The sequence below is a fragment of the Thermotoga sp. RQ7 genome (assembly GCF_000832145.1).
GTDB lineage: Bacteria > Thermotogota > Thermotogae > Thermotogales > Thermotogaceae > Thermotoga > Thermotoga neapolitana.
This window is the reverse complement of the sequence record NZ_CP007633.1, coordinates 574986-595329: the sequence shown is the minus strand read 5'-3', so window position 1 is coordinate 595329 and position 20344 is coordinate 574986. Positions and strand designations below refer to the sequence as shown.

Sequence of the window (20344 nt, the reverse complement as noted above, 5' to 3'; positions counted from 1 at the left end):
TCATGCGGGTTTGAGAGAGGTGATGTATGCATGGAAAATGGAATAATGAGCGAGAATGTGAAACAGGGTATGAGAATATTTCTTCATATTCTATCGTGTATCTATCATGAATAAAGAAACCACGTACTTAGTCTCTAACCTTTTAAGGAGTACCTTTTTAAACAAATTTGTGAAAATGAGAACTAGTAGATTTTCCCATAAAACAACTCAAAATGCCCTGACCTAGGTTAGGATAATTTATCTTTTGATTTTGCCTTTCTTTAGGCTTTCTATTGACTATGTAATTATTCCATTTTTCCAAACAGTACTTGACTTGATCTTTCTGTGTGTTAGAATCACCTGTGATGAAACACCTTCTGTATGTCCTCATATATTCTTGCTTTTTGAAATGCTTTGTGGTATAATTTCTTTGAAATCCAACGGGTTTCAATACTTCCTTAGAGGTATGGAAACGCTTTGTTCAACGGTGAACCAGTGCCTCTGTTGTACGTTTCAATACTTCCTTAGAGGTATGGAAACACGCTGTAATGGAAGCAATAAATCAAACATTCAACAAGTTTCAATACTTCCTTAGAGGTATGGAAACCCTAAGAACCACGCTTCCGTTCGACCACCGAAATAAGGTTTCAATACTTCCTTAGAGGTATGGAAACTTTTTGATCTTCATATCCCAGCCATCTAACAGTTCCGTTTCAATACTTCCTTAGAGGTATGGAAACAAAAGATCCCACTGAACTTCTCAAAGAAGGTGCACGGTTTCAATACTTCCTTAGAGGTATGGAAACCGTTGTTTAGTGCCACGTTCTTTTGACAATGTCAAGTTTCAATCCTTTCTTAGAGGTATAGGAAAGATTTTGTTGCTCCAAAGAGATATGAAAATCCTTCCCACGCATACTGCAAATCCATGTTTCGATACCCTCCTTGTGTTGCTCCCTGTATGGGATATCCTGTTTCAATACTTCAATCTGTTAAAATTCCAGATAGAAAGTGTTCAGGGAGGCTGAAAGATGAGATTTTTCGTTCTCGGGGCTGGAAGTTGGGGGACAGTCTTTGCTCAACTTTTAAAGGAAAACGGAGAAGAAGTGATTCTGTGGGCAAGAAGAAAGGAAATCGCAGATCTTATAAACAATTCCCACACCAGTCCTTACATAGATGAAATGGAAATCTCTGTCAGAGCGACGAACAATCTCGACGAACTGAAAAGCACCGACATACTCGTGATAGCGATTCCTGTGCAGCACGTAAGGGAACATCTTTCCAGGCTTTCGAAAAAACCTTCGATGGTTCTGAATCTCTCAAAGGGACTGGAAATAAAGACAGGAAAACGCATATCCGAAATTGTGAAAGAGATTCTCGGATGTCCTTACGCCGTTCTTTCGGGCCCTTCCCACGCTGAAGAGGTCGCAAGAAAACTTCCAACAGCGGTTACACTTGCCGGAGACAACGCAAGGGAGTTACAGAGAAGAATCTCAAACGAGTACTTCAGAGTTTACACCTGCGAAGATGTGGTGGGTGTAGAGATCGCCGGAGCGTTAAAAAACGTCATCGCAATCGCTGCGGGTATTCTTGATGGCCTTGGTGGATGGGACAACGCAAAGGCAGCTCTTGAAACCCGTGGTATCTACGAAATAGCAAGATTCGGCAGACACTTTGGGGCAGATCAGAAAACTTTCATGGGACTTGCAGGCATCGGAGACCTCATGGTCACGTGCAACAGCAAGTACAGCAGAAACAGACGCTTTGGTGAGTTGATCGCAAAAGGGTTCGATCCTCAAAAACTCCTTGAAAGTTCCCATCAGGTTGTGGAGGGGGCCTTCACCGTCAAAGCTGTGGTGAAGAAGGCAGACGAACTGGAAATAGATATGCCCATCTCTGAAGAGGTCTATCGAGTGATATACGGAGGAAAATCTCCGTTTCAGTCGATGAAGGATCTCATGAAAAGAAGTTTGAAAGACGAATTTTGGGCCGATTGATTTTCCACCACAAATTTTTCTACCTTTGAAGTTGAAATTTAACCCAAAAAGAGTTAAAATTGTTCATGGACAGATTGTGAAATCTTTCTCTTTCTGGGAGGTGAGAACATGAAGTACGATGTTGTGATAGTGGGAGGAGGTCCCGCAGGACTCGTCGCAGCGTTCACCACCAAAAGGTTCTACAAGGACAAAAAGATCCTCGTTGTGAAGAAAACGGAAAAGGAAACGGTCCCGTGTGGAATTCCTTACATCTTCCATACACTTAGTGGCGTGGAAAACGACTACATGGGTATAGAAGAGAGATTTAAAAGTGCAGGCATAGACCTTCTGATAGACGAGGTTGTGGATGGAAACACCGACGAGAAAAAACTCCTCACAAAAACTGGAAAAGAAATCTTTTACGAAAAACTCATCATAGCAACGGGATCCACACCGAACGTTCCGAACATTCCAGGAGTTGACCTTGAAGGTGTCTTCACGGTTCCAAAAGACGCAAACTACCTGAAGATGTTGTACGAAAAAATCAAAGATTCGAAGAACGTTGTGATCATCGGTGGTGGATTCATTGGTGTTGAAGTGGCGGACGAGTTGAAGAAATCTGGAAAGAACGTCACACTGGTTGAAATCATGGATAGTCTGCTTCCTGTGTCCTTCGATCCCGACTTCGGCGAGATCGCAAGAAAAGAAATCGAAGCAGAAAACCTGAAGGTTCTGACAGGAAGAAAGGTAACGGAAATCTACGGATCAAAAAGAGTGGAGGGTGTCAGGCTGGACAACGCCGAAACGATACTGGCCGATGCCGTCATACTCGCAACGGGATACCGGCCCAATTCAGATCTCGCAAGAAAACTGGGATTGAAGGTGACAGAATACGGCTTTATAGAAACGGACGAATACATGAGAACATCAAAACCCGATGTCTTTGCCGCGGGAGATTGTGTGCAGCACAGAGACTTTCTGACGGGGAAACCCTCCAGGCTCATGCTCGCTTCTGCCGCTGTGTTTGATGCAAGAATTGCCGCATCCAATCTTTACGGATTGAAAGTCATCAGAACGAACAAGGGCTCATTGAACGCTTACTCAACGGTCATAGGAAGCAAGGCGTTCGGCTCCGTTGGTATAACTGAAAGGGTCGCAAAGGAAGAAGGCTTCGAAATCGTTGTTGGAAGAGCAGAAGCCCCAGACAGACACCCTGGAAAGTTCGAAGACACCACCAAACTCATCGTGAAACTGATCTTCTCAGAAGACAGTAAGATACTGCTTGGTGCTCAGGTGTGTGGAGGAAAGAGCGTTGGTGAGATCGTGAACATCCTCAGTCTTGGGATGCAGAAAGGAATCACAGCGAACGATCTGTTCACTATGCAGATAGGAACACATCCACTCCTGACTTCTGCTCCAACGGTTTATCCACTCGCGAAGGCGGCCGAAATGGTTCTGTGATAAATCTCACAGGAGGTGTTTCAAATGGCAGCGAAGGAGAAACTCGAGCAGATCAGAAAGCAACTCCAGGAGGTCATAGGCAAGGCACCCGAGATTGGAAAGTTCGCAGAGTACGTCCATGCAGCAGAGAGTCCAAAGGCACTCGATACGAAAACAAAGGAACTCATCTCTCTTGGCATTGCCGTAGCCGTCAGATGTGAACCCTGCATCGTATGGCACACCGAAGCAGCCGTGAGGGCTGGCGCAACGGAAGAGGAAATTCTCGACGCGATAAAGGTGGCAGTTTGTATGGGTGGAGGTCCTGCTCTGATGTACGGCCTGAAGGCTTACGAGGTGGCTCTGGAATTTCTCGGAAAATAACCTCACCCCTCCCACATGGGAGGGGTTTTCTCAGGAGGGAAAAGCATGTACGATGCTGTGATCATCGGTGGTGGCCCTGGAGGATACGTCTGTGCCATAAAACTTGCCCAACTTGGAAAGAGAGTGGCTCTTGTGGAGAAAGAAGCACTCGGTGGAACGTGCACCAACAAAGGGTGTATTCCAACGAAAGCGATGCTCACGGTATCTCACCTGATGAGTGAAATAAAGGATAAATCTTCGAAGTACGGGCTGAAGGTCTCCGGTGTGGAGTTCGATGTCTCCTCCATTATGAAACACGTAGAAAAGAGCGTTCTGATGTCCAGAAAGGGAATAGAATACCTAATGAAGAAAAACAACGTAGACGTGTTCATAGGAACGGGCATAGTTGAAAACAGAAACACCGTCGTTGTTGAAGAGACAGGGACAAAACTGGAGACAAAGAACCTCGTTCTCGCCCACGGCTCCATCCCCAGTGTCTTTCCTCCCTTCGATGTGGAGGGTGTCTGGACGAGCGACGATGTGTTCAGGTTGAAAGAATTTCCCGAATCTCTCCTCATAGTGGGTGGTGGTGTCATAGGTGTGGAGTTTGCAACGTTCTTCAGCAGTTTTGGAGTGAACGTCACCATAGTGGAAGTTGCCAATCACATTCTTCCCTACGAAGACGAAGACGTGGCCGAAGAGGTGAAAAAATCCCTGAAACGAAAAGGCGTGAAAATCCTCGAAAAAGCAAAAATAACTTCCCTTAACAAGATAGAGAATGGCTTTGAAGCAACTCTGGAAACGGGAGAGACATTGAGGGCAGAAAAGGTTCTGCTCGCTGTGGGAAGAAAACCGAACATCCCAGAAGACGTGAAGGCCCTTGGAGTGGAAATAAAAAGAGGCGTTGTGACTGACAGGAAGATGAGAACGAACATCGAGGGGGTCTATGCGATCGGGGACATCCGTGGAGAGATCATGCTGGCACACGTTGCCATGTACGAAGGAATAGTGGCCGCAAAGAACATAGCGGGAATGGAAGAAGAGATGGATTACTCGGCAGTTCCGAACATAATATTTTCCTCACCAGAAGTGGCCTCAGTTGGCTTGAAGGAAAAAGATGTGAATCCAGAAGAAGTTGTGATCTCCAAATTCCCTGTTTCGGCAAACGGTAGAGCAAGAACGATGCTGGAAAACATCGGGTTTGTCAAAGTCGTTGCCGACAAAAACGGGGTTGTCCTTGGAATGAGCATCGTTTCCCCATCGGCAACGGATATGATCATGGAAGGAGTCATAGCGGTGAAACACAGAATGAAGGCAGAAGACCTGGAAAAGGCTATTCATCCTCATCCAACACTCACCGAAACGATCCTTGGGGCTCTGGAAGGAGTCTCAGGAAAGCCCATTCATCTGTGAATAAAAGCACTTTTTCTTCAACGGACACTCTCTGCACTTTGGATTTTTGCTACAGAACCTTTTGGCGTGTTCCACTATGAGGCCGTGCAGTTCCTGATAGAGACGAACATTGGGTGGATAGTGTGACATGAAGAGTTTCTGGATTTCATCGTAGTCTTTCAATTCGATGTTGAAAATACGCGCCAGGAGCCTTTTTGTGTAACTGTCGACAACGAAAATGGGTTTCTCAAGGGCATAGAGCAGTATGGCATCGGCCGTTTCTTTGCCGATGCCTTTTATTTTTAAAAGCAACTCTCGAAGAGCCCCCAGTGGCATTCTCTTCAGAAGTTTCAGATTGAAGTTGTACTCCCTCAAAAACTCAAGCAGAGCTTTTAACCTTTTGGCCTTTATGTTGAAAAAACCCGCTGGTCTTATTAGATGTGCTATCCTTTCAGTGGAGAGAAAGGACAGTTTTCTCAGAATATCATCTTTGCCGAGTTCTTCTTTTATGTTCTTCATGGCGCGCTCGACGTTTTTCCAGTTTGTGTTCTGGGTGAGAATGGCGGTCACCATGATTTCTTCAGATGTTCCCGGCCACCACTTACCGACTGGACCGTGGATCGATCTCAGTTCCTTGTGGAGTTTCTCCAGCTTCATACTTAAAATTATAACGGGGGTGATTCCATGAGCATCGTTTACAAACGAAGGAGCATCAGAAAATACCAGAAAAAAGATGTGCCAGACGAACTGGTGAAAGAAGTCATAAGGGCAGCCATGCACGCACCTTCTGCCTGCAACCAGCAGCCCTGGCACTTTGTTGTGATCAGAGATGCCGAGACCAGAAAGAAAGTGGCGGAGATACACCCTCACGCAAAGATGATACTGGAGGCACCCGTTGCCATTCTGGTCTGCGGAGATCCCTCTCTTGAAAAGTGCAAGGGGTTCTGGGTTCAGGATTGTTCTGCTGCAGTGGAGAATCTCCTTTTGAGAGCGGCAGAACTCGGCCTTGGTGCCGTCTGGTGCGGTGTGTATCCGAGAGAGGACAGGGTGAAAAGCTTCCAGAAACTTCTTGGAATACCGGAGCATGTGATTCCCTTTGCGCTTGTTCCCATGGGATACCCCGCAGAGCAACCCACTCCAGAGGACAGGTTCAAACCCGAGAGGATCCACTACGAAAAATGGTAACAAACATTAACAAACGGATCCATCATCTTAGAATCTCCATCAACAATTTATTGAGATGTAACTCGTAATACCACAACATATTGTGGTATAATCACACCAGAACCCACCGAAAGGGGGATCTTCCTTGTACATAAACAGAATCGGTACTCTCCGGGATCATCCAGATCTCTATGGGGTGTCTGTTTACTTTCAGGGTTGTGATGCAATGCCAAAGTGTCACATGTGCCACAATCCAGAAACGTGGCACCTTTCTGAAAGGTTCAAAAGAGATCCAGAAGATGTGGTGAAAACCATCGACGAGAAACTTTCAGATCTTCTGAGATACTTTCCAAAGGTTGCACTCGTTCTTCTGGGTGGTGAGCCCCTTGCACCTTACAACAGGGAAGATACGCTTCTTCTTTCGAAAACCTTCAAGGAAAAGTTCAAAGACAGACTGGTCGTTGTTCTTTTCACCTGGAGACTTCCAAAAGACATCGTTAGAGAGAACCTTCTGGAATACGTTCAGTACGTGGACGAGTTCGTCATGGGAAGATACCTTCACACCTATCGCAGAGAAGGCTTCCCTGCTTCCCGGAATCAACTTCACGTGAACAGAGAAACCTTTGAGAAGATGATCAGTGCTGTGAAGAGGAGGGAACACCATGGTAGTTCGCTATTCGTTCGAAAGTGACTTCGAAGAGTTGTTGAAGGAACTTCTTTCCAGATACGGCTACGAAATGTTTCAGATGGATGGCCTTGGTGATCAACTGGATGTGGTGAAATTCACAGAAGACTTCGTGAGACGAGGAATCATCGAATCCACCATCGATGCCAACGCAAACGTCAGGGTCACCAACATCAGCACCTATTTCATCGAGATCTCAAAACCCCACACCTACCTGTACTCGCTCTACAAGATCTGGCAGAAGATGAAGGAGATGTACGGTAAAAGCGTGGCAGACGAGTTCGTCGAATCCCAGATAAACGGGGCCATATACCTTCACGACAGACACCATGCCGCGCTCATGCCTTACTGTTTTGCCTACACACTGAAACCGATCGTGGAGAAGGGGCTTCCCTTCATAAAGACGATAAAGTCCGAGCCAGCAAAACACCTTTCCACGTTCATTCAGCACGTCATCCAGTTTGTCATGTTCGCCTCGAACCAGAGTTCAGGAGCGGTGGGCCTTCCTGATTTCTTCGTGTGGATGTGGTACTTCGTCAAAAAGGACCTTGAAGAGGGGATCATTCCAGAGGACAAACTGGACTGGTACATCGAACAGCACTTTCAGATTCTCACCTACTCTCTGAACCAGCCGATCAGAACAACACAGTCTCCGTATACGAACTTCACCTACCTTGACAGAAACTACATAAAGGCCATCTTCGATGGAGAGCGTTACCCGGACGGCTCTCTGATCACAGACCACGTGGAGGACATAATAAGGCTTCAAAAACACTACTGGGAGTGGGTGTCAAAGGAAAGAGAGCGTCAGATGTTCACCTTCCCTGTTTTGACAGCATCCCTTTTGTACAGAGATGGAAAGTTCCTCGATGAAGACAGCGCTCGCTTCATAAACAGAGTGAACATGAAGTGGCAGGACACGAACTGGTATATATCTGACTCGATCGACGCGGTGGCCTCTTGCTGTAGACTCACCTCCTCCACACAGACGCTGAAGAAATTTTCTCTCTCCAGTGAAGACGAAAAACTCAAGGGAAGAATGAACTCCATCGGTGGGTCTGACCTGAACATAGGATCTTTCAAGGTCATCACGATCAACCTTCCAAGGATCGCCCTCGAAAGCAACGGAGACAGAGACAGGTTCCTTCAGATACTGAGACGAAGGGTTGATCTTGTCAAGAAGTCACTTGCCTCGATCAGGGAGATTATAAAGGAGAGGATATCGGAGGGTCTTCTTCCTCTCTACGAGAACGAACTCATGCTTTTGAACAGGCAGTACGGAACGATCGGTATCACCGGTGTGTGGGAGAGCGCTACCATCATGGGTTTGACAACAGAGGACGTTGACGGCCTCAAATACACGAAAGAAGGAGAAAGATTCGTGGACACCGTCCTCGATCTGATAAAAGAAGAGGCAGAAAAAGGGTACAGCGAGTACGGCTTTACCTTCAACATAGAGCAGGTCCCGGCAGAGAAGGCTGCGGTGACACTTGCACAGAAGGATAGATTTCTCTTTGGTGAGAAACAACCGTTCACGATCTACTCCAACCAGTGGGTGCCTCTTGCCGCAAACACAGATGTTTTGAACAGGATACGCTACTCTGGCATGTGGGATAGAAAAGTGAGCGGCGGCGCGATTCTTCATATCAACCTTGGAGAACCCTTCAAAACGGAAGAGGAATCCTTCAACATGGTGAAGATGATCGCCGACATGGGTGTGATGTACTTTGCGTTTAACACGAAGATCAGCGTCTGCGAACACAACCATGCGTTCTACGGAGAAAGATGTCCCGTTTGTGGAAAAAAGAAAGTGGACGAGTACGTGAGGATCGTAGGATATCTCGTTCCTGTCTCAGCCTTCAACAAGGAAAGAAGGGAAATAGAATATCCAAGAAGGCAGTTCTACAGCTCGACGATCGTAAGAAAGTGAAATGCGCCCCGCCGCTGGCGGGGTATTTCTGTGGTACAATAGTTATTGAGAATTAGTTTCAACTTTCTGGAGGTGAGTGTCATGAGAGTGAAACCTTTCGAACTTCTGACGGACGAAGGAAAGCCTTTCACCCATGTCGATCTTTATGGAAGGTACACGATCCTCTTTTTCTTTCCAAAGGCAGGAACGAGTGGTTGTACAAGGGAAGCCGTTGAATTTTCCAGAGAAAACTTCGAAAAAACCCAGGTTGTGGGCATCTCAAGGGATAGCGTCGAGTCTCTGAAAAGGTTCAGAGAGAAAAACAACCTGAAGGTCGTTCTTCTTTCAGACCCAGAAGGAGAACTCCACGAATTCTTCGACGTTCTGGAGAACGGGAAAACAGTGAGATCCACGTTCATCCTGGACAGATGGGGATTTGTGAGAAGAGAGTGGAGGAAGGTGAAGGTCGAAGGACACGTTCAGGAAGTGAAAGAGGCGCTTGATCAACTTCTAAAGGAAGATCTTTCACTCAACAGACACATAGAGTGGAGAAGGGCAAGAAGGGCACTGAAGAAAGACAGAATACCAAGGGACGAGGTAGAAACACTCATAAAGGCTGCGCATCTTGCTCCATCCTGTATGAACAACCAGCCATGGAGATTCGTCGTGGTGGACAGCGAAGACGTTCTCAAAAGATTACACGAAGCCCTGCCAGGCGGAAACTACTGGATGAAAAACGCCCCCGTTCTGATAGCAGTCCACAGCAAGAAAGACTCTGACTGTGTTCTCTCGGACAACAGGGAGTATTTCCTTTTCGACACGGGTCTTGCCGTGGGAAACCTCCTTGTTCAGGCAACACAGATGGGACTTGTGGCACATCCCGTCGCAGGCTACGACCCTGTGAAGGTAAAAGAGATTCTTGGGATACCAGAAGACCATGTCCTCATAACTCTGATCGCTGTGGGGTACCTGGGAGACGAAAATGAACTTTCAGAGAAACACAGGGAAATTGAACGCTCAGAAAGGGTGAGAAAAGATCTTTCTGAGATTGTCAGATGGAACCTCTAATCCTCCTTTCTCAGGATGAGAGAAGAGGTGTAGAAAACAAAGACAAGGCCCGCACCGAACATGATGGAGACGGCGAAAAGATACCTGGTGAACGTGAAGATCTCAAAGCCAAGTGAGTATCTGATGACCTCCACACCGTACTTCACCGGAAGAAAGAGAGCAACTGTTCTCAGATAATCGGGAAGGAACGAGATCGGAAAATAAACTCCTGATAGGAACATCATTATGGTGAACAGGATAACGGAAACCTGTGTTGCAACCTCTGATTTTTTGAACAGAATGGAGATCAGAGCACCGAACGCTATGAAACAGAGAACAGAACTCACGACTGACAACAAAAATAAAAGGACGTTCAACTCATATTTGGCTTTGAAGAGAAGCACTCCAAGGACCATTATGATAGTCGTGCTAAGGATGCCGTATGCCATCCTTGCCGATACAAGACCAAAGACAAAAGAAAAGTTTCCAACGGGCGTTGCTCTGAGTCTTTTCAGAAATCCTCTCTCCCGATAATGAGAGAACACATCCACCGTGCCAAAAAGTCCGATGGAGAGCAAAGAGATAGCTATAACACCCGTGAGAGTATAATCGAAGGCCGTGAGTTGCCTTGTGGTCTCCAGAGGTTTCTTTTTCACCACGATCACGGGATTCAATCTGTTGAAGAGCCGTTCCACTTTGGTTTTGAGTGACATCTCCCAGGAATCAAGAAGGGACTGGTAGTATTCGTCCGTGGTGTTCCTTATGAAGACGATTCTGTCTCTCTCCACCACAGCCACTTCATGATAGTAACCTTCCACTTCCTCCAGAGAGGAGTACACATCCCCAAAGTCTGAAAGGTCGTATTCGACGGTCACAACGGCCGTCTTCACCGACTCTCCAGATCCACCGAAGATGAAGCCAAATATCAAAAGAAACATCACGGGAAAGGCAACGCTGAAAAAAGTGGCGATTCTGTCCCTCCACGATTCTTTCCACATCGCCGAAAAGAGTGAGAAAAATTCACTCAACTACCATCACCCGCCTCCAGTTCAACGAAAAGAGTACAAGAGACACGACCACCCAGAGAATGGCAACCAGAAAGTGATTTGTGTAAACCGTTTTGTAGCCGAGACACCCTCTCAAGTAATCCACAAGGTAAGTCGCCGGATTTCCAACAACGAGCACCTTCAGCGGCCAGGAAATGTTTGAAACATCGAAGTAGAATCCTCCCATGAACATGAACACCTGGTTGAAGACCTGTGAGGCAGCGTTCAGCGCAGAAAAACTTTTAAAAAGAGAAACCATAAGCAAAGAAATACTTAGAAACGTCAGAAAGGAAACTGCTACTCCGATCAGAAAGGAAGAACCAGAAACCGAAACTCCGTACAGTATCTTCGCAAAGACAGTTATAAGGGAAGAAGATATCACCATTGCGAAAAAGCCACAGATCATGGTCGAAATGAGATAGTGATAGCTTCTCAGAGGAGAAACGAAGAGCCTTTTCATAACACCCTGCTCTCTGTGGAGAGCGATCTGGTATGGAACGGTGAAAAGTCCAACGGACATCACACCCACAAGCAGTATGGCAGGAAACACGTAGTGTGAATAGTTGAAATCTTGCTTTTCTTTCCTTCTGTACTCCACCTTCACCTTGCTTACTTTTCTGACGTGAAGATCGAGTGACTCCAAGATGTTCGCCACAACGTTTGCAAGGATCACAGATTCTCTTCTCTCTGGAGCGTAGAAAACCTCCACTTCAACCGGCATGGAAAGTTTCGTTCTGGAAAGCAGAAGCGCTCTTGTAAAAAGGGAGTCGAAATTCTCAGGCAAAACAACGCACACATCCACCTTTCCATACTTCAGATCCTGCTCTACATCTTTCACTTCGACAACCTCGATACCGGAGGGGAGGCTTCTGAGAACACTCTCCAGCGTTTCACTCTTTCCCACGATACCGATTTTCAGGTTCATGTTCGAACCCATGTTTCCGAAAATCGACACAAGGATCAGATAGAGAAGCAGTGGAAACAGAAAGTTCCAGAAGATAGCGCCTTTGTCTCTGAGGTAGTCGTTCTTGAAAATGGAAACGATCAGAGCCTTCATTCTCTCAAATCCCTGCCTGTGAGTTTCAGAAAAACGTCTTCGAGGTTGGGCTTTCTTATCACTATGTTCGAAACGTTCCATCTTCTCAAAAGTTCTTTTATGAGGTCTTCGGGAGTGTCTGTCTCGACAACGTAATGGCCGTCTTTTTTCTCCAGATACTTCACATCCACGTTCTGATCGCTGTCGAATTCAACCACGGTTTTTAAACCGGAAGAGTTTATGAGGGAAGACGGCGTTCCTTCTGCTATGATCTTTCCGTGATCCATTATGCAAACGTAATCGGAGAGTTTTTCTGCTTCTTCCATATAGTGAGTCGTGAGAAAGATCGTTTTTCCCTGATTTTTGAAGTGCTCTATGACGCTCCAGATCTGCCTTCTTGCCTGTGGATCAAGCCCTGTTGTTGGCTCATCGAGGAACACGACCTCAGGATCGTTGATGAAGGCGACGGCGACAGCCAGCCTCTGGAGTTGTCCTCCAGAGAGTGTCTTAACTCTCCTTCTTTCGATCTTTTCCAGTTGAAATAGATCCACCACCTCAGACAGCTTCAGTCCCTTTCCGTAAAGGCCGCGGAAGAGTTTCAGCGTTTCCAAGACAGTGAGGTTATCGAAAAAAGCACTCTTCTGAAGACACACACCGATTTTCCTTTTGGTTTCACTGTCCAGAGATTCTTTCTTTTCGCCGAAATAGTAGATCTCCCCCTCGTCTTTCTTTCTGAGACCCTCGAGTATTTCCACAGTTGTGGTCTTTCCAGCACCGTTGGGACCAAGAAGGGAGAAAACTGTCCCGCGCTCCACAGTGAAACTAATTCCATCCACCGCTTTCACATCACCATAGTACTTCTTGAGATTTACAACCTTCAGAATCTCCAAGTATATCCCCCCTTTGAACACAATGGTATCATAACTACTGTGATACATCAAAAGAGGAGGTGCCTGACTGTGCTGTTTCTGGCTTTTCTTGGAGGAATCCTCGCTGGGTTTCTGAACGTGATGGCAGGCGGTGGTTCCATGATAACACTTCCTATACTCACAGCACTTGGCCTGGGAATAGACGTGGCAAATGGCACAAACAGAATAGCGATAATCCTCCAAAACCTCGTTGCCATCGAAAGGTTCAGGTCGAAAAACGTTTTGAAAGCAAAAGAGGCGCTTCTGGTTTCCATACCAACCATCGCAGGAGCACTGGTTGGAAGTTCCGTAGCGGTTCAGATAGAAAAGGAAGTCCTTCAGAGGATCGTGGGTGTTATCTTTCTTGTCATGGCGTTTTCGCTGGTGTGGAAGCCGAAAATCTGGGTGGAAGACAGGGAGGTTAAAAGAAACTGGATTCTCATATACATCGTCTTTTTTTTGATAGGAATATACGGTGGATTCATACAGGCGGGAGTGGGTTTCCTTCTCATACCAGCGATTGCTCTACTTCTTGGATACGAACTGGTCAAGACGAACGCTGTGAAGGTGTTCATCGTGGCATCTTACAACCTGGTGTCGCTGATCATCTTCTTTTTGAACGGGAAGGTGAACGTTCCATACGGCCTGGTCCTTGCCTTTGGAAACATGACGGGGGCCTGGATCGCAGCCAGTTTTTCTGTTAAAAAGGGGGCAAGGTGGGTGAGATGGATCGTCTTTGCAGCGGTGATCGTCGTTGGAATAAGATACGTTTTTTAATTAACTTTCAACCAGAAAGAAATAGAAAAGTGAGATGATAACAGATGGAATAATGCATAAAGTTAGGGAGGTGTACCAATTGCTCAAGAAAGAACCCGGGATAATCGTTGGAGTGAGCAACAGGCACGTCCATCTTTCCAGAGAAGACCTGGAGACACTTTTTGGGAAAGGTTACGAACTCACACCGGTGAAAGAACTCAGACAGCCCGGCCAGTACGCTGCGAAGGAAACCGTCACCATAGTTGGTCCAAAAGGTGCCATTGAAAACGTCCGTGTGCTTGGACCCGTCAGGAAAGAGACCCAGGTGGAGATCTCCAGAACGGATGCATTCAGGCTCGGTGTAAGACCCCCTGTAAGAGACTCGGGGGACCTCGAGGGAACCCCGGGAATCGTCATCATAGGTCCAAACGGGATCCTGGTGAAGGAAAAGGGAGTCATCATAGCGAAAAGACACATACACATGCACCCAAAAGACGCAGAATACTACGGTGTGAAAGACAAGGACATAGTGAAGGTGATCGTTGAAAGCGGAGACAGAAGGCTGATATTCGACGATGTTCTCATAAGGGTGAGGGAAGATTTCGCCCTGGAATTTCATGTGGACACGGACGAGGCAAACGCCGCCATGCTCAACACAGGAGATCTCGTCTACATCGTGGAGTTCTAGAAAAATAAAAAAGGGGAGCGCACGCTCCCCTTACTCCTGAACCTCCACCTCGATCACTTTCTTCTTCCTTTCCTCTTTCTTCGGTATTCTGACTGTGAGGACTCCGTTCTTGTATTCTGCTTTGATCTTTTCCACATCTACGTAGTCTGGAAGTCTTATGGCCCTTTCGAACTTACCCGCACTTCTTTCGACGAAGTAGTAGTTCCTACCTTTCTGTTCTCTTTCGATCTTCTTTTCTCCAGAGATCTTCAAAATGTTTTCCTCAACCGTTATTTTGATGTCTTTTCTGTCAAGACCTGGTACTTCCACTTCCACCACTACTTCGTCGTCTGTTTCGTACACGTCCATGTCCGGTGCAAAAACTTCCCTGGCTGGTCTGATCTCAGTTTTGAAGAAGTCCTCGAAGAGTCTGTCGATCTCCCTCTGAAGTTCCCTGAACGGTCTGAAGATGTCTTCCCTTCTTCCAAGAAGCATCGTGTCACCCCCCTCTTACTGATTTGTGGCTTCTCCTCCTGTTGCAGACTTGTAGAGGTATTCTCCTATTTTCATGCTCTCTTTCTGGAGATCATCGAAGAGCATCTTCACCCTTGGTATGTCGTTTCTATTGATAGCGTCTCTGAGTTCCTTGATCATGTTCTCGAGCTTGGATTTGAGATCTGCAGGTATCTTGTCTCCATGTTCTCTTAAGGTTTTTTCCACACTGTATGCGAGGTCGTCTGCTCTGTTTTTGAGTTCGATCTCTTCTTTGAGACGTCTGTCTTGTTCTTCGTATCTTTTTGCGTCCTCTATCATTCTCTTTATGTCCTCTTCAGAGAGTTTGTGTCTTCCGGTCACCACCATGGATTGCTCTTTTCCAGAACCAAGGTCTTTTGCTGAGACATGGACTATTCCATCGCTGTCTATGTCGAACGTGACCTCTATCTGAGGAACACCCCTCGGTGCTGGCGGTATACCGACGAGTTTGAAACTTCCAAGGAAAATGTTTTCTCTGGCGATCGGTCTTTCACCCTGGTAGACCCTGATCTCAACCTCGGTCTGTCCGTCTTCAACGGTGGTGAAGATCTTGCTCTTTCTCACGGGAATCTTGGTGTTCCTCGGTATGATCGGTTCGAACAGGCCTCCCTTGACCTCTATTCCGAGTGTGAGCGGTGTGACATCCACGAGGACAATATCTCGTCCTTTCGCACCCTCTGTTCCTGCAAGGATGGCTGCCTGAATCGCTGCACCGATGGCAACCGCTTCATCCGGGTTGACACTCTTGTTCGGTTCTTTTCCAAAGAACTCTTTTATGAACCTCTGGACCATTGGAACCCTGGTCATTCCACCAACGAGTATGATCTCGTCTATGTCCTGTGGTGAAAGTTTTGCGTCGTTGAGTGCCTGTTCTATCGGACCCCTTGTCATCTCGACAAGGTCCTTCGTCAGCGACTCGAAGAGACTTCTGGTGATTCTCATCTCGAGGTGAAGCGGCTGTCCACTTGGAGAAACCGCTATGAACGGAAGACTCACGTCTGTTTCCATCTTCGTTGAAAGTTCTATCTTGGCTTTCTCTGCAGCGTCCCTCAATCTCTGCAGTGCCTGTCTATCTTCTCTCAGGTCTATTCCATGCTGTTTTTTGAACTCTTCTGCCATCCAGTCTATGAGTCTCTGATCGAAGTCATCTCCTCCGAGATGGTTGTTACCAGCGGTTGCAATGACCTCAATGACACCATCTCCGATTTCCAGGATGGAGACATCGAACGTACCACCACCGAGGTCGTAAACCAGAACCTTCTGTTCTTTTCCTGCCTTATCCAGACCGTACGCGAGCGCTGCTGCGGTGGGTTCGTTGATGATCCTCAACACCTCAAGCCCGGCTATGATTCCAGCCTCTTTTGTGGCCTGCCTCTGAGCGTCGTTGAAGTAAGCAGGACAGGTGATGACTGCCTTCTTTATTTCGCCTCCGAGGTATGCCTCGGCATCTTTCTTGAGTTTTTTCAGGATGAAGGCACTGATCTCCTGAGGGGTGTATTCTTTATCGTCAATTCTGACTTTGTAGTCGGTTCCCATTTTTCTCTTTATGGACTTTATTGTCCTCTCGGGATTGAGTATCATCTGTCTCTTTGCGGGCTCTCCCACGAGTATTTCTCCACTCTTTGTGAAGGCAACCACAGAAGGGGTTATTCTGCTTCCCTCTGCGTTCGGTATCACTTCAACCGTGCCATCTGGTTTCATCCAGGCAATAACGGAGTTCGTTGTTCCAAGGTCTATACCAACAACGAATTCTTTCTTTTCCGCCATTGTTCCACCTCCTCAATTTCTTTCTCCGTGTGAAATTATAGGAAGCTTCGAATGGTATGTCAAGATTTCGATGGATAATTCGTTCATTTTGAAATTTTGCTTTTTATCTACAAATGAGATATCATAATTTATATGTAATCATATCGTATAGCAAACGAAACTTATGAATGATAATGAGTTTTCCTTCAAGGAATGATATATAATTGAACCAGCCGGGGAGGGATCCGGATGAAACTAGCAGAGATATCATCGAAAAGACCCATAGCAATATTGATGCTACTGGCTGCCATTGTGTTTCTTGGGTTCATCTCCTTTCAACATCTCAAACTGGACCTTCTTCCACAAATCGAGTACCCTTATGCGGTTGTTTTGACCACTTACATGGGTGCGGGTGCAGAAGAGGTAGAGGAACTCGTGACTTTTCCCCTTGAAGAGTACATCTCGTCCACACCGGGTGTTAGAAGGTTCACCTCCATGTCCATGGACTCTGTCTCCTTCATCCTTGTGGAGTTTGAGTGGAATGTGAAAACGGCCGATGCTGTGGGAAGGTTGTCCAGGTATGTGGAACTTGCCTCTCGAGAACTCCCGGAAGGAGCCAAGCCGATCGTTGTGGAATTCGATCCGTCCCTGCTTCCGGTGTATGCCTTCTCAACTGAGGAAGATTACGAAGAGGTTGTCTCGAAGATCAGAAGGCTTCCAGATGTCGCCAGCGTCGAAGTGATGGGAGAGCCGAAGAAAATCGTTGAAATCGTTCTGGATCACGAGAAGATAAAAAAGTTCGATGTTGATCCTTCACTGATAGAAACCATTCTCTCGGGGAATCTGGTCTATCCGTTCGGGTATGTGAAGGATTCTGAGGGGAACATCTATTCTGTCTCTGTTGATGGACGATTCGAAAACCTCGATGATCTGAAGAACACCATCGTGGGTTTCAGAGGGGTGAAATATCAGTCTCTGCTTCGAGGTGAAATACCAAAACTTTTGATTCCCGTTCGCCTGAAAAACATAGCAGAGGTGAAGATAGCAGAAGAAAGTGTCCAGGGAGAAGTCAGGGTCAACGGGAAAAAGGCATCGCTCATCGCCATCTACAAAAGAAGTGGTGCGAACACCGTCAAGACTGTTCGTGAGATAAAGAAAATACTGAGTAATTCCAAAATAGATTACATAGAGGCCATGAACCAGGCATACTACACCGAAAGAGCCATCGATAATCTTCTCAAGAATCTGTTCTACGGTTTCATAGCAGCGTTCGCTGTGGTTTTGATCTTTCTGAAGGATTTCATCTCCACACTCGTTACGTCCTTTTCGATACCGCTTTCTCTCACCGTCACCTTCGTCTTTCTGTACGCGTTCGGAATTAATCTCGATACATTGACCCTCGGTGGTCTCATCATGGCACTGGGAATGCTGGTGGACAACTCCATCGTTGTCTTTGAGAATATATATCGCCATCGTTCTCTGGGAAAGTCCATCCCCGACGCCGCAAGAGAAGGAACGGGAGAAGTCTGGCTGGCAATTCTTGCTTCCACACTCACCACCGTTTCTGTGTTTTTACCCATAGTGTTCTTCACCGGTTTTGTGGTGAGGCTGTTCAAATACTTTGCCCTCGCCTTTGTTTTTGCCCTCTCTTCCTCTCTTTTTGTTTCAACCGTCATCGTTCCAGCCGGTACAAGATGGATAAAACCAAGGAGAGGAAAACTCACCGAAAGGCTTCAGAAGTCCTATCGAAAAGCCCTGGAATGGTGTATGAATAGAAAGGGACTTGTTCTTGCAGTGGCTTTCACCCTGGTTATCGTGTCGGCTGTGTTTCTTCTATCAAAACCCATGGGATTTCTTCCTTCCTTCCAGACAAACCTTGTGGTCATAGACGTGAAACTGCCGCCTCAGTCTTCCTATGAGAGGACATCTGAAGCGGTTCAGAAAATAGAAGAGTACCTGAACGAGCACAGATCCACCTACAACATCACTTCCTTCTACTCGGAAGTGGGAATAACCAGTGAGTATTCACAGATAATGGGACGGGGACAGAACGAGGCAAGGATAATGGTGAACCTCGGAGGAAGCAGAAAAGAGTTTGCAAAAAACAGAGAAAGGTTGAAAGAAGCCATCGCATCTCTGAAGATCCCGGATGCAAAGATAGAGGTTCTGGAACAGTCACAGCAGTTGTACGAGGTTCTGGGATATCCGATCACGGTTGAGATAAGAGGGGAAGACCTTTCTCTCATTCAGGAAAAAGCCGAGGAGATATTCGAACGCTTGAAGAACCTTCCCGAGGTTGAAAAGATCCAGATCCGAAACTCTTATGAAAAGAGCGTTGTGCACGTGAGGATAGACAGAAACAAATCCCTCATGAACGGTGTGGTGGCGGGTCAGGTTTTCCTGGACCTGCAAACCTACATGCTTGGAAAGAACATAGGAACTTTGAAAACAAGTGAAGGAACACTGCCGATCGTTCTTAAGAAAGCAGAGACGTTATCTCTGGAGGATCTTCCCAGAACACCCCTTGAGGGATTGAAGGGAGAAGTTCCGCTTGGAGCCATTGCAACTGTCACTCAAAAGACCGTTCCTTCGGTGATCGACCATTCCGATGGCGAGCGAGTCATTTACGTGGATCTGGTGAGTATAGAGGGTGCGATAGGTGATGTTTCGAAAGAGGTAGAAGAAGTTCTGAGTGGAATGAACCTCTCAGGTGTTAAGGTGGATATTTCAGGGCAGAAAGAATTCATGGATGAAGCTTTCGCGGAACTCAGGTCTGTGGTTTATATGGCAATAGCCCTTGTCTACATGATACTTGCGGCTCAGTTCGAATCCTTTGTGCTGCCTTTTGTCATATTCCTCACCGTTCCTTTTGCGATCGTCGGAGTTGCTTTTGCCGTACTTGTGAACGGATATTCTCTCAATGTTCCTGTTCTTGTGGGGCTTTTGACCCTCTCGGGAACGGTCGTGAACAACGCCATCGTGATGCTAACCAGGATAGAACAGATAAGAAAGGAAAAAGACCTGATGGAGTCCGTTCTTGAGGGTGCTCAGAGCAGATTGAGACCCATTCTTATGACCACCTTCACAACCATTGTGGCTCTGCTTCCCACCGCGCTGAGCCAGGGAGAGGGTGCAGAGATAGAATCACCCATTTCGTGGGTTGTGATCTTTGGTCTGTTAATATCCATGCTGTTCACACTCTTTGTAATACCCGTGATCTACACCCTCATGAGAAAAAAGATCAAAGTATAGACGAGAGTTTTTCCACGATTTTCTCACAGCTTTCCGGATCTCGCACAGCAACGAATATGGTGTCGTCTCCTGCCAGTGTTCCAACGATCTCGTCTATGTCGAGCCTGTCTATGACACGGGCGATCCCACTGGCAGTTCCTGGAATCGTTTTTATGACTATAAGGTTTCCAGCCCTGTCTATGCTTTCAACGAAGGACTTGAAGTTTCTCTTCAACTCTTTCCAGGGATCGATCACTGGTGTTTCGTCCAGGAGTCGGTAGACATAATGGCCACTTTCGTCCATTATCTTCACCGCTCCTATTTCCTTCAAATCTCGAGCGATGGTGGGTTGAACGGCCTTTATACCGTATTTTTTCAACTCCTCGACGATTTGAAACTGGTTGCTTATTCTTTTTTCGTGTATGATCTTTTTTATGAGTTCCTGTCTTCTTTTTTTCGACACCTTCAAGT

18 protein-coding genes and 1 CRISPR repeat array are annotated in these 20344 nt (G+C 46.5%); of the genes, 11 read left to right on the top strand and 7 right to left on the bottom strand.

Annotated elements, in window-relative coordinates; genetic code table 11:
- Positions 1 to 423 precede the first annotated feature (423 nt).
- A CRISPR array of direct repeats spans positions 424 to 850; the repeat unit is 30 nt; unit sequence GTTTCAATACTTCCTTAGAGGTATGGAAAC.
- Between the two features lie 157 nt (positions 851 to 1007).
- The 4 genes from TRQ7_RS03045 (at position 1008) to lpdA (ending at position 5165) form a co-directional block, all read left to right on the top strand.
- Positions 1008 to 1973 (top strand): NAD(P)H-dependent glycerol-3-phosphate dehydrogenase, encoded by a 966-nt coding sequence (locus TRQ7_RS03045; RefSeq protein ID WP_015918823.1) that lies wholly within the window; start codon positions 1008 to 1010, stop codon positions 1971 to 1973.
- Positions 1974 to 2081: 108 nt separating this feature from the next.
- Positions 2082 to 3413, top strand: a complete 1332-nt coding sequence (locus tag TRQ7_RS03040; RefSeq protein WP_015918822.1) for an FAD-dependent oxidoreductase — start codon at positions 2082 to 2084, stop codon at positions 3411 to 3413.
- 24 nt (positions 3414 to 3437) lie between these two features.
- Positions 3438 to 3773 carry a carboxymuconolactone decarboxylase family protein gene (locus TRQ7_RS03035; protein WP_038066529.1) on the top strand — a complete coding sequence of 112 codons (336 nt, stop codon included), beginning with the start codon at positions 3438 to 3440 and terminating at the stop codon, positions 3771 to 3773.
- 45 nt (positions 3774 to 3818) lie between these two features.
- The gene (lpdA, locus tag TRQ7_RS03030) at positions 3819 to 5165 is read left to right on the top strand and encodes a dihydrolipoyl dehydrogenase (protein WP_038066527.1); all 1347 of its coding nucleotides are present in this window, start codon (positions 3819 to 3821) and stop codon (positions 5163 to 5165) included.
- Here lpdA and TRQ7_RS03025 read toward each other — a convergent pair.
- Positions 5142 to 5801, bottom strand: a complete 660-nt coding sequence (locus tag TRQ7_RS03025; RefSeq protein WP_041843985.1) for an endonuclease III domain-containing protein — start codon at positions 5799 to 5801, stop codon at positions 5142 to 5144. The genes lpdA and TRQ7_RS03025 overlap by 24 nt on opposite strands.
- A gap of 27 nt (positions 5802 to 5828) precedes the next feature.
- Here TRQ7_RS03025 and TRQ7_RS03020 point away from each other — a divergent pair, with 27 nt between their 5' ends.
- From TRQ7_RS03020 to TRQ7_RS03005, 4 genes are all read left to right on the top strand, one after another.
- Positions 5829 to 6329: a nitroreductase family protein gene (locus TRQ7_RS03020; RefSeq protein ID WP_041843984.1), complete on the top strand. Its 501-nt coding sequence runs from the start codon at positions 5829 to 5831 to the stop codon at positions 6327 to 6329.
- A gap of 124 nt (positions 6330 to 6453) precedes the next feature.
- Complete coding sequence (gene nrdG, locus TRQ7_RS03015; RefSeq protein WP_041843983.1) at positions 6454 to 6999, top strand: anaerobic ribonucleoside-triphosphate reductase activating protein; 546 nt, start codon at positions 6454 to 6456, stop codon at positions 6997 to 6999.
- A complete protein-coding gene (locus tag TRQ7_RS03010) occupies positions 6971 to 8923 on the top strand; it encodes an anaerobic ribonucleoside-triphosphate reductase (RefSeq protein ID WP_041843982.1) in 1953 nt (650 codons plus the stop codon). Before nrdG ends, TRQ7_RS03010 begins: the two co-directional genes overlap by 29 nt.
- Before the next feature lie 81 nt (positions 8924 to 9004).
- Entirely contained in the window at positions 9005 to 9970 is a 966-nt protein-coding gene (locus tag TRQ7_RS03005; protein ID WP_041843981.1) for a nitroreductase family protein, read from the top strand.
- On the opposite strand, the gene TRQ7_RS03000 is transcribed toward TRQ7_RS03005, so the two are convergent.
- From TRQ7_RS03000 to TRQ7_RS02990, 3 genes are read right to left on the bottom strand one after another with little or no spacing between them, the layout of a single operon-like run.
- Complete coding sequence (locus TRQ7_RS03000) at positions 9967 to 10977, bottom strand: ABC transporter permease (RefSeq protein ID WP_041843980.1); 1011 nt, start codon at positions 10975 to 10977, stop codon at positions 9967 to 9969. The genes TRQ7_RS03005 and TRQ7_RS03000 overlap by 4 nt on opposite strands.
- Positions 10970 to 12052, bottom strand: a complete 1083-nt coding sequence (locus TRQ7_RS02995; protein ID WP_015918814.1) for an ABC transporter permease — start codon at positions 12050 to 12052, stop codon at positions 10970 to 10972. The genes TRQ7_RS03000 and TRQ7_RS02995 overlap by 8 nt, the downstream gene beginning before the upstream one ends.
- Positions 12049 to 12969, bottom strand: coding sequence for an ABC transporter ATP-binding protein (locus TRQ7_RS02990; protein WP_041843979.1), 921 nt, complete (start codon positions 12967 to 12969; stop codon positions 12049 to 12051). Before TRQ7_RS02990 ends, TRQ7_RS02995 begins: the two co-directional genes overlap by 4 nt.
- A gap of 21 nt (positions 12970 to 12990) precedes the next feature.
- On the opposite strand from TRQ7_RS02990, the gene TRQ7_RS02985 reads away from it, so the two are divergent.
- On the top strand, positions 12991 to 13716 hold the full coding sequence (locus TRQ7_RS02985) for a sulfite exporter TauE/SafE family protein (protein ID WP_038066506.1): 726 nt from the start codon (positions 12991 to 12993) through the stop codon (positions 13714 to 13716).
- Positions 13717 to 13750: 34 nt separating this feature from the next.
- Positions 13751 to 14383 (top strand): phosphate propanoyltransferase, encoded by a 633-nt coding sequence (locus TRQ7_RS02980; RefSeq protein ID WP_052472222.1) that lies wholly within the window; start codon positions 13751 to 13753, stop codon positions 14381 to 14383.
- A gap of 30 nt (positions 14384 to 14413) precedes the next feature.
- Here TRQ7_RS02980 and TRQ7_RS02975 read toward each other — a convergent pair whose 3' ends face one another.
- Both TRQ7_RS02975 and dnaK read right to left on the bottom strand, forming a co-directional pair.
- Entirely contained in the window at positions 14414 to 14857 is a 444-nt protein-coding gene (locus tag TRQ7_RS02975) for an Hsp20/alpha crystallin family protein (protein ID WP_041843977.1), read from the bottom strand.
- A 15-nt stretch (positions 14858 to 14872) separates the two neighbouring features.
- Positions 14873 to 16663, bottom strand: a complete 1791-nt coding sequence (dnaK, locus tag TRQ7_RS02970) for a molecular chaperone DnaK (protein WP_041843976.1) — start codon at positions 16661 to 16663, stop codon at positions 14873 to 14875.
- Between the two features lie 228 nt (positions 16664 to 16891).
- Here dnaK and TRQ7_RS02965 point away from each other — a divergent pair, with 228 nt between their 5' ends.
- Positions 16892 to 19894 (top strand): efflux RND transporter permease subunit, encoded by a 3003-nt coding sequence (locus TRQ7_RS02965; RefSeq protein ID WP_041843975.1) that lies wholly within the window; start codon positions 16892 to 16894, stop codon positions 19892 to 19894.
- Here TRQ7_RS02965 and argR read toward each other — a convergent pair.
- Positions 19884 to 20342 carry an arginine repressor gene (gene argR, locus TRQ7_RS02960; protein WP_041843974.1) on the bottom strand — a complete coding sequence of 153 codons (459 nt, stop codon included), beginning with the start codon at positions 20340 to 20342 and terminating at the stop codon, positions 19884 to 19886. The genes TRQ7_RS02965 and argR overlap by 11 nt on opposite strands.
- Positions 20343 to 20344 lie beyond the last annotated feature (2 nt).

Bases quoted from the DNA above. Each gene is read 5' to 3' on its own strand.
- TRQ7_RS03045 (WP_015918823.1), top strand. From the start codon at position 1,008: ATGAGATTTTTCGTTCTCGGGGCTGGAAGTTGGGGGACAGTCTTTGCT.
- TRQ7_RS03040 (WP_015918822.1), top strand. From the start codon at position 2,082: ATGAAGTACGATGTTGTGATAGTGGGAGGAGGTCCCGCAGGACTCGTC.
- TRQ7_RS03035 (WP_038066529.1), top strand. From the start codon at position 3,438: ATGGCAGCGAAGGAGAAACTCGAGCAGATCAGAAAGCAACTCCAGGAG.
- lpdA (WP_038066527.1), top strand. From the start codon at position 3,819: ATGTACGATGCTGTGATCATCGGTGGTGGCCCTGGAGGATACGTCTGT.
- TRQ7_RS03025 (WP_041843985.1), bottom strand. From the start codon at position 5,801: ATGAAGCTGGAGAAACTCCACAAGGAACTGAGATCGATCCACGGTCCA.
- TRQ7_RS03020 (WP_041843984.1), top strand. From the start codon at position 5,829: ATGAGCATCGTTTACAAACGAAGGAGCATCAGAAAATACCAGAAAAAA.
- TRQ7_RS03010 (WP_041843982.1), top strand. From the start codon at position 6,971: ATGGTAGTTCGCTATTCGTTCGAAAGTGACTTCGAAGAGTTGTTGAAG.
- TRQ7_RS03005 (WP_041843981.1), top strand. From the start codon at position 9,005: ATGAGAGTGAAACCTTTCGAACTTCTGACGGACGAAGGAAAGCCTTTC.
- TRQ7_RS02995 (WP_015918814.1), bottom strand. From the start codon at position 12,052: ATGAAGGCTCTGATCGTTTCCATTTTCAAGAACGACTACCTCAGAGAC.
- TRQ7_RS02990 (WP_041843979.1), bottom strand. From the start codon at position 12,969: ATGTATCACAGTAGTTATGATACCATTGTGTTCAAAGGGGGGATATAC.
- TRQ7_RS02980 (WP_052472222.1), top strand. From the start codon at position 13,751: ATGATAACAGATGGAATAATGCATAAAGTTAGGGAGGTGTACCAATTG.
- TRQ7_RS02975 (WP_041843977.1), bottom strand. From the start codon at position 14,857: ATGCTTCTTGGAAGAAGGGAAGACATCTTCAGACCGTTCAGGGAACTT.
- dnaK (WP_041843976.1), bottom strand. From the start codon at position 16,663: ATGGCGGAAAAGAAAGAATTCGTTGTTGGTATAGACCTTGGAACAACG.
- TRQ7_RS02965 (WP_041843975.1), top strand. From the start codon at position 16,892: ATGAAACTAGCAGAGATATCATCGAAAAGACCCATAGCAATATTGATG.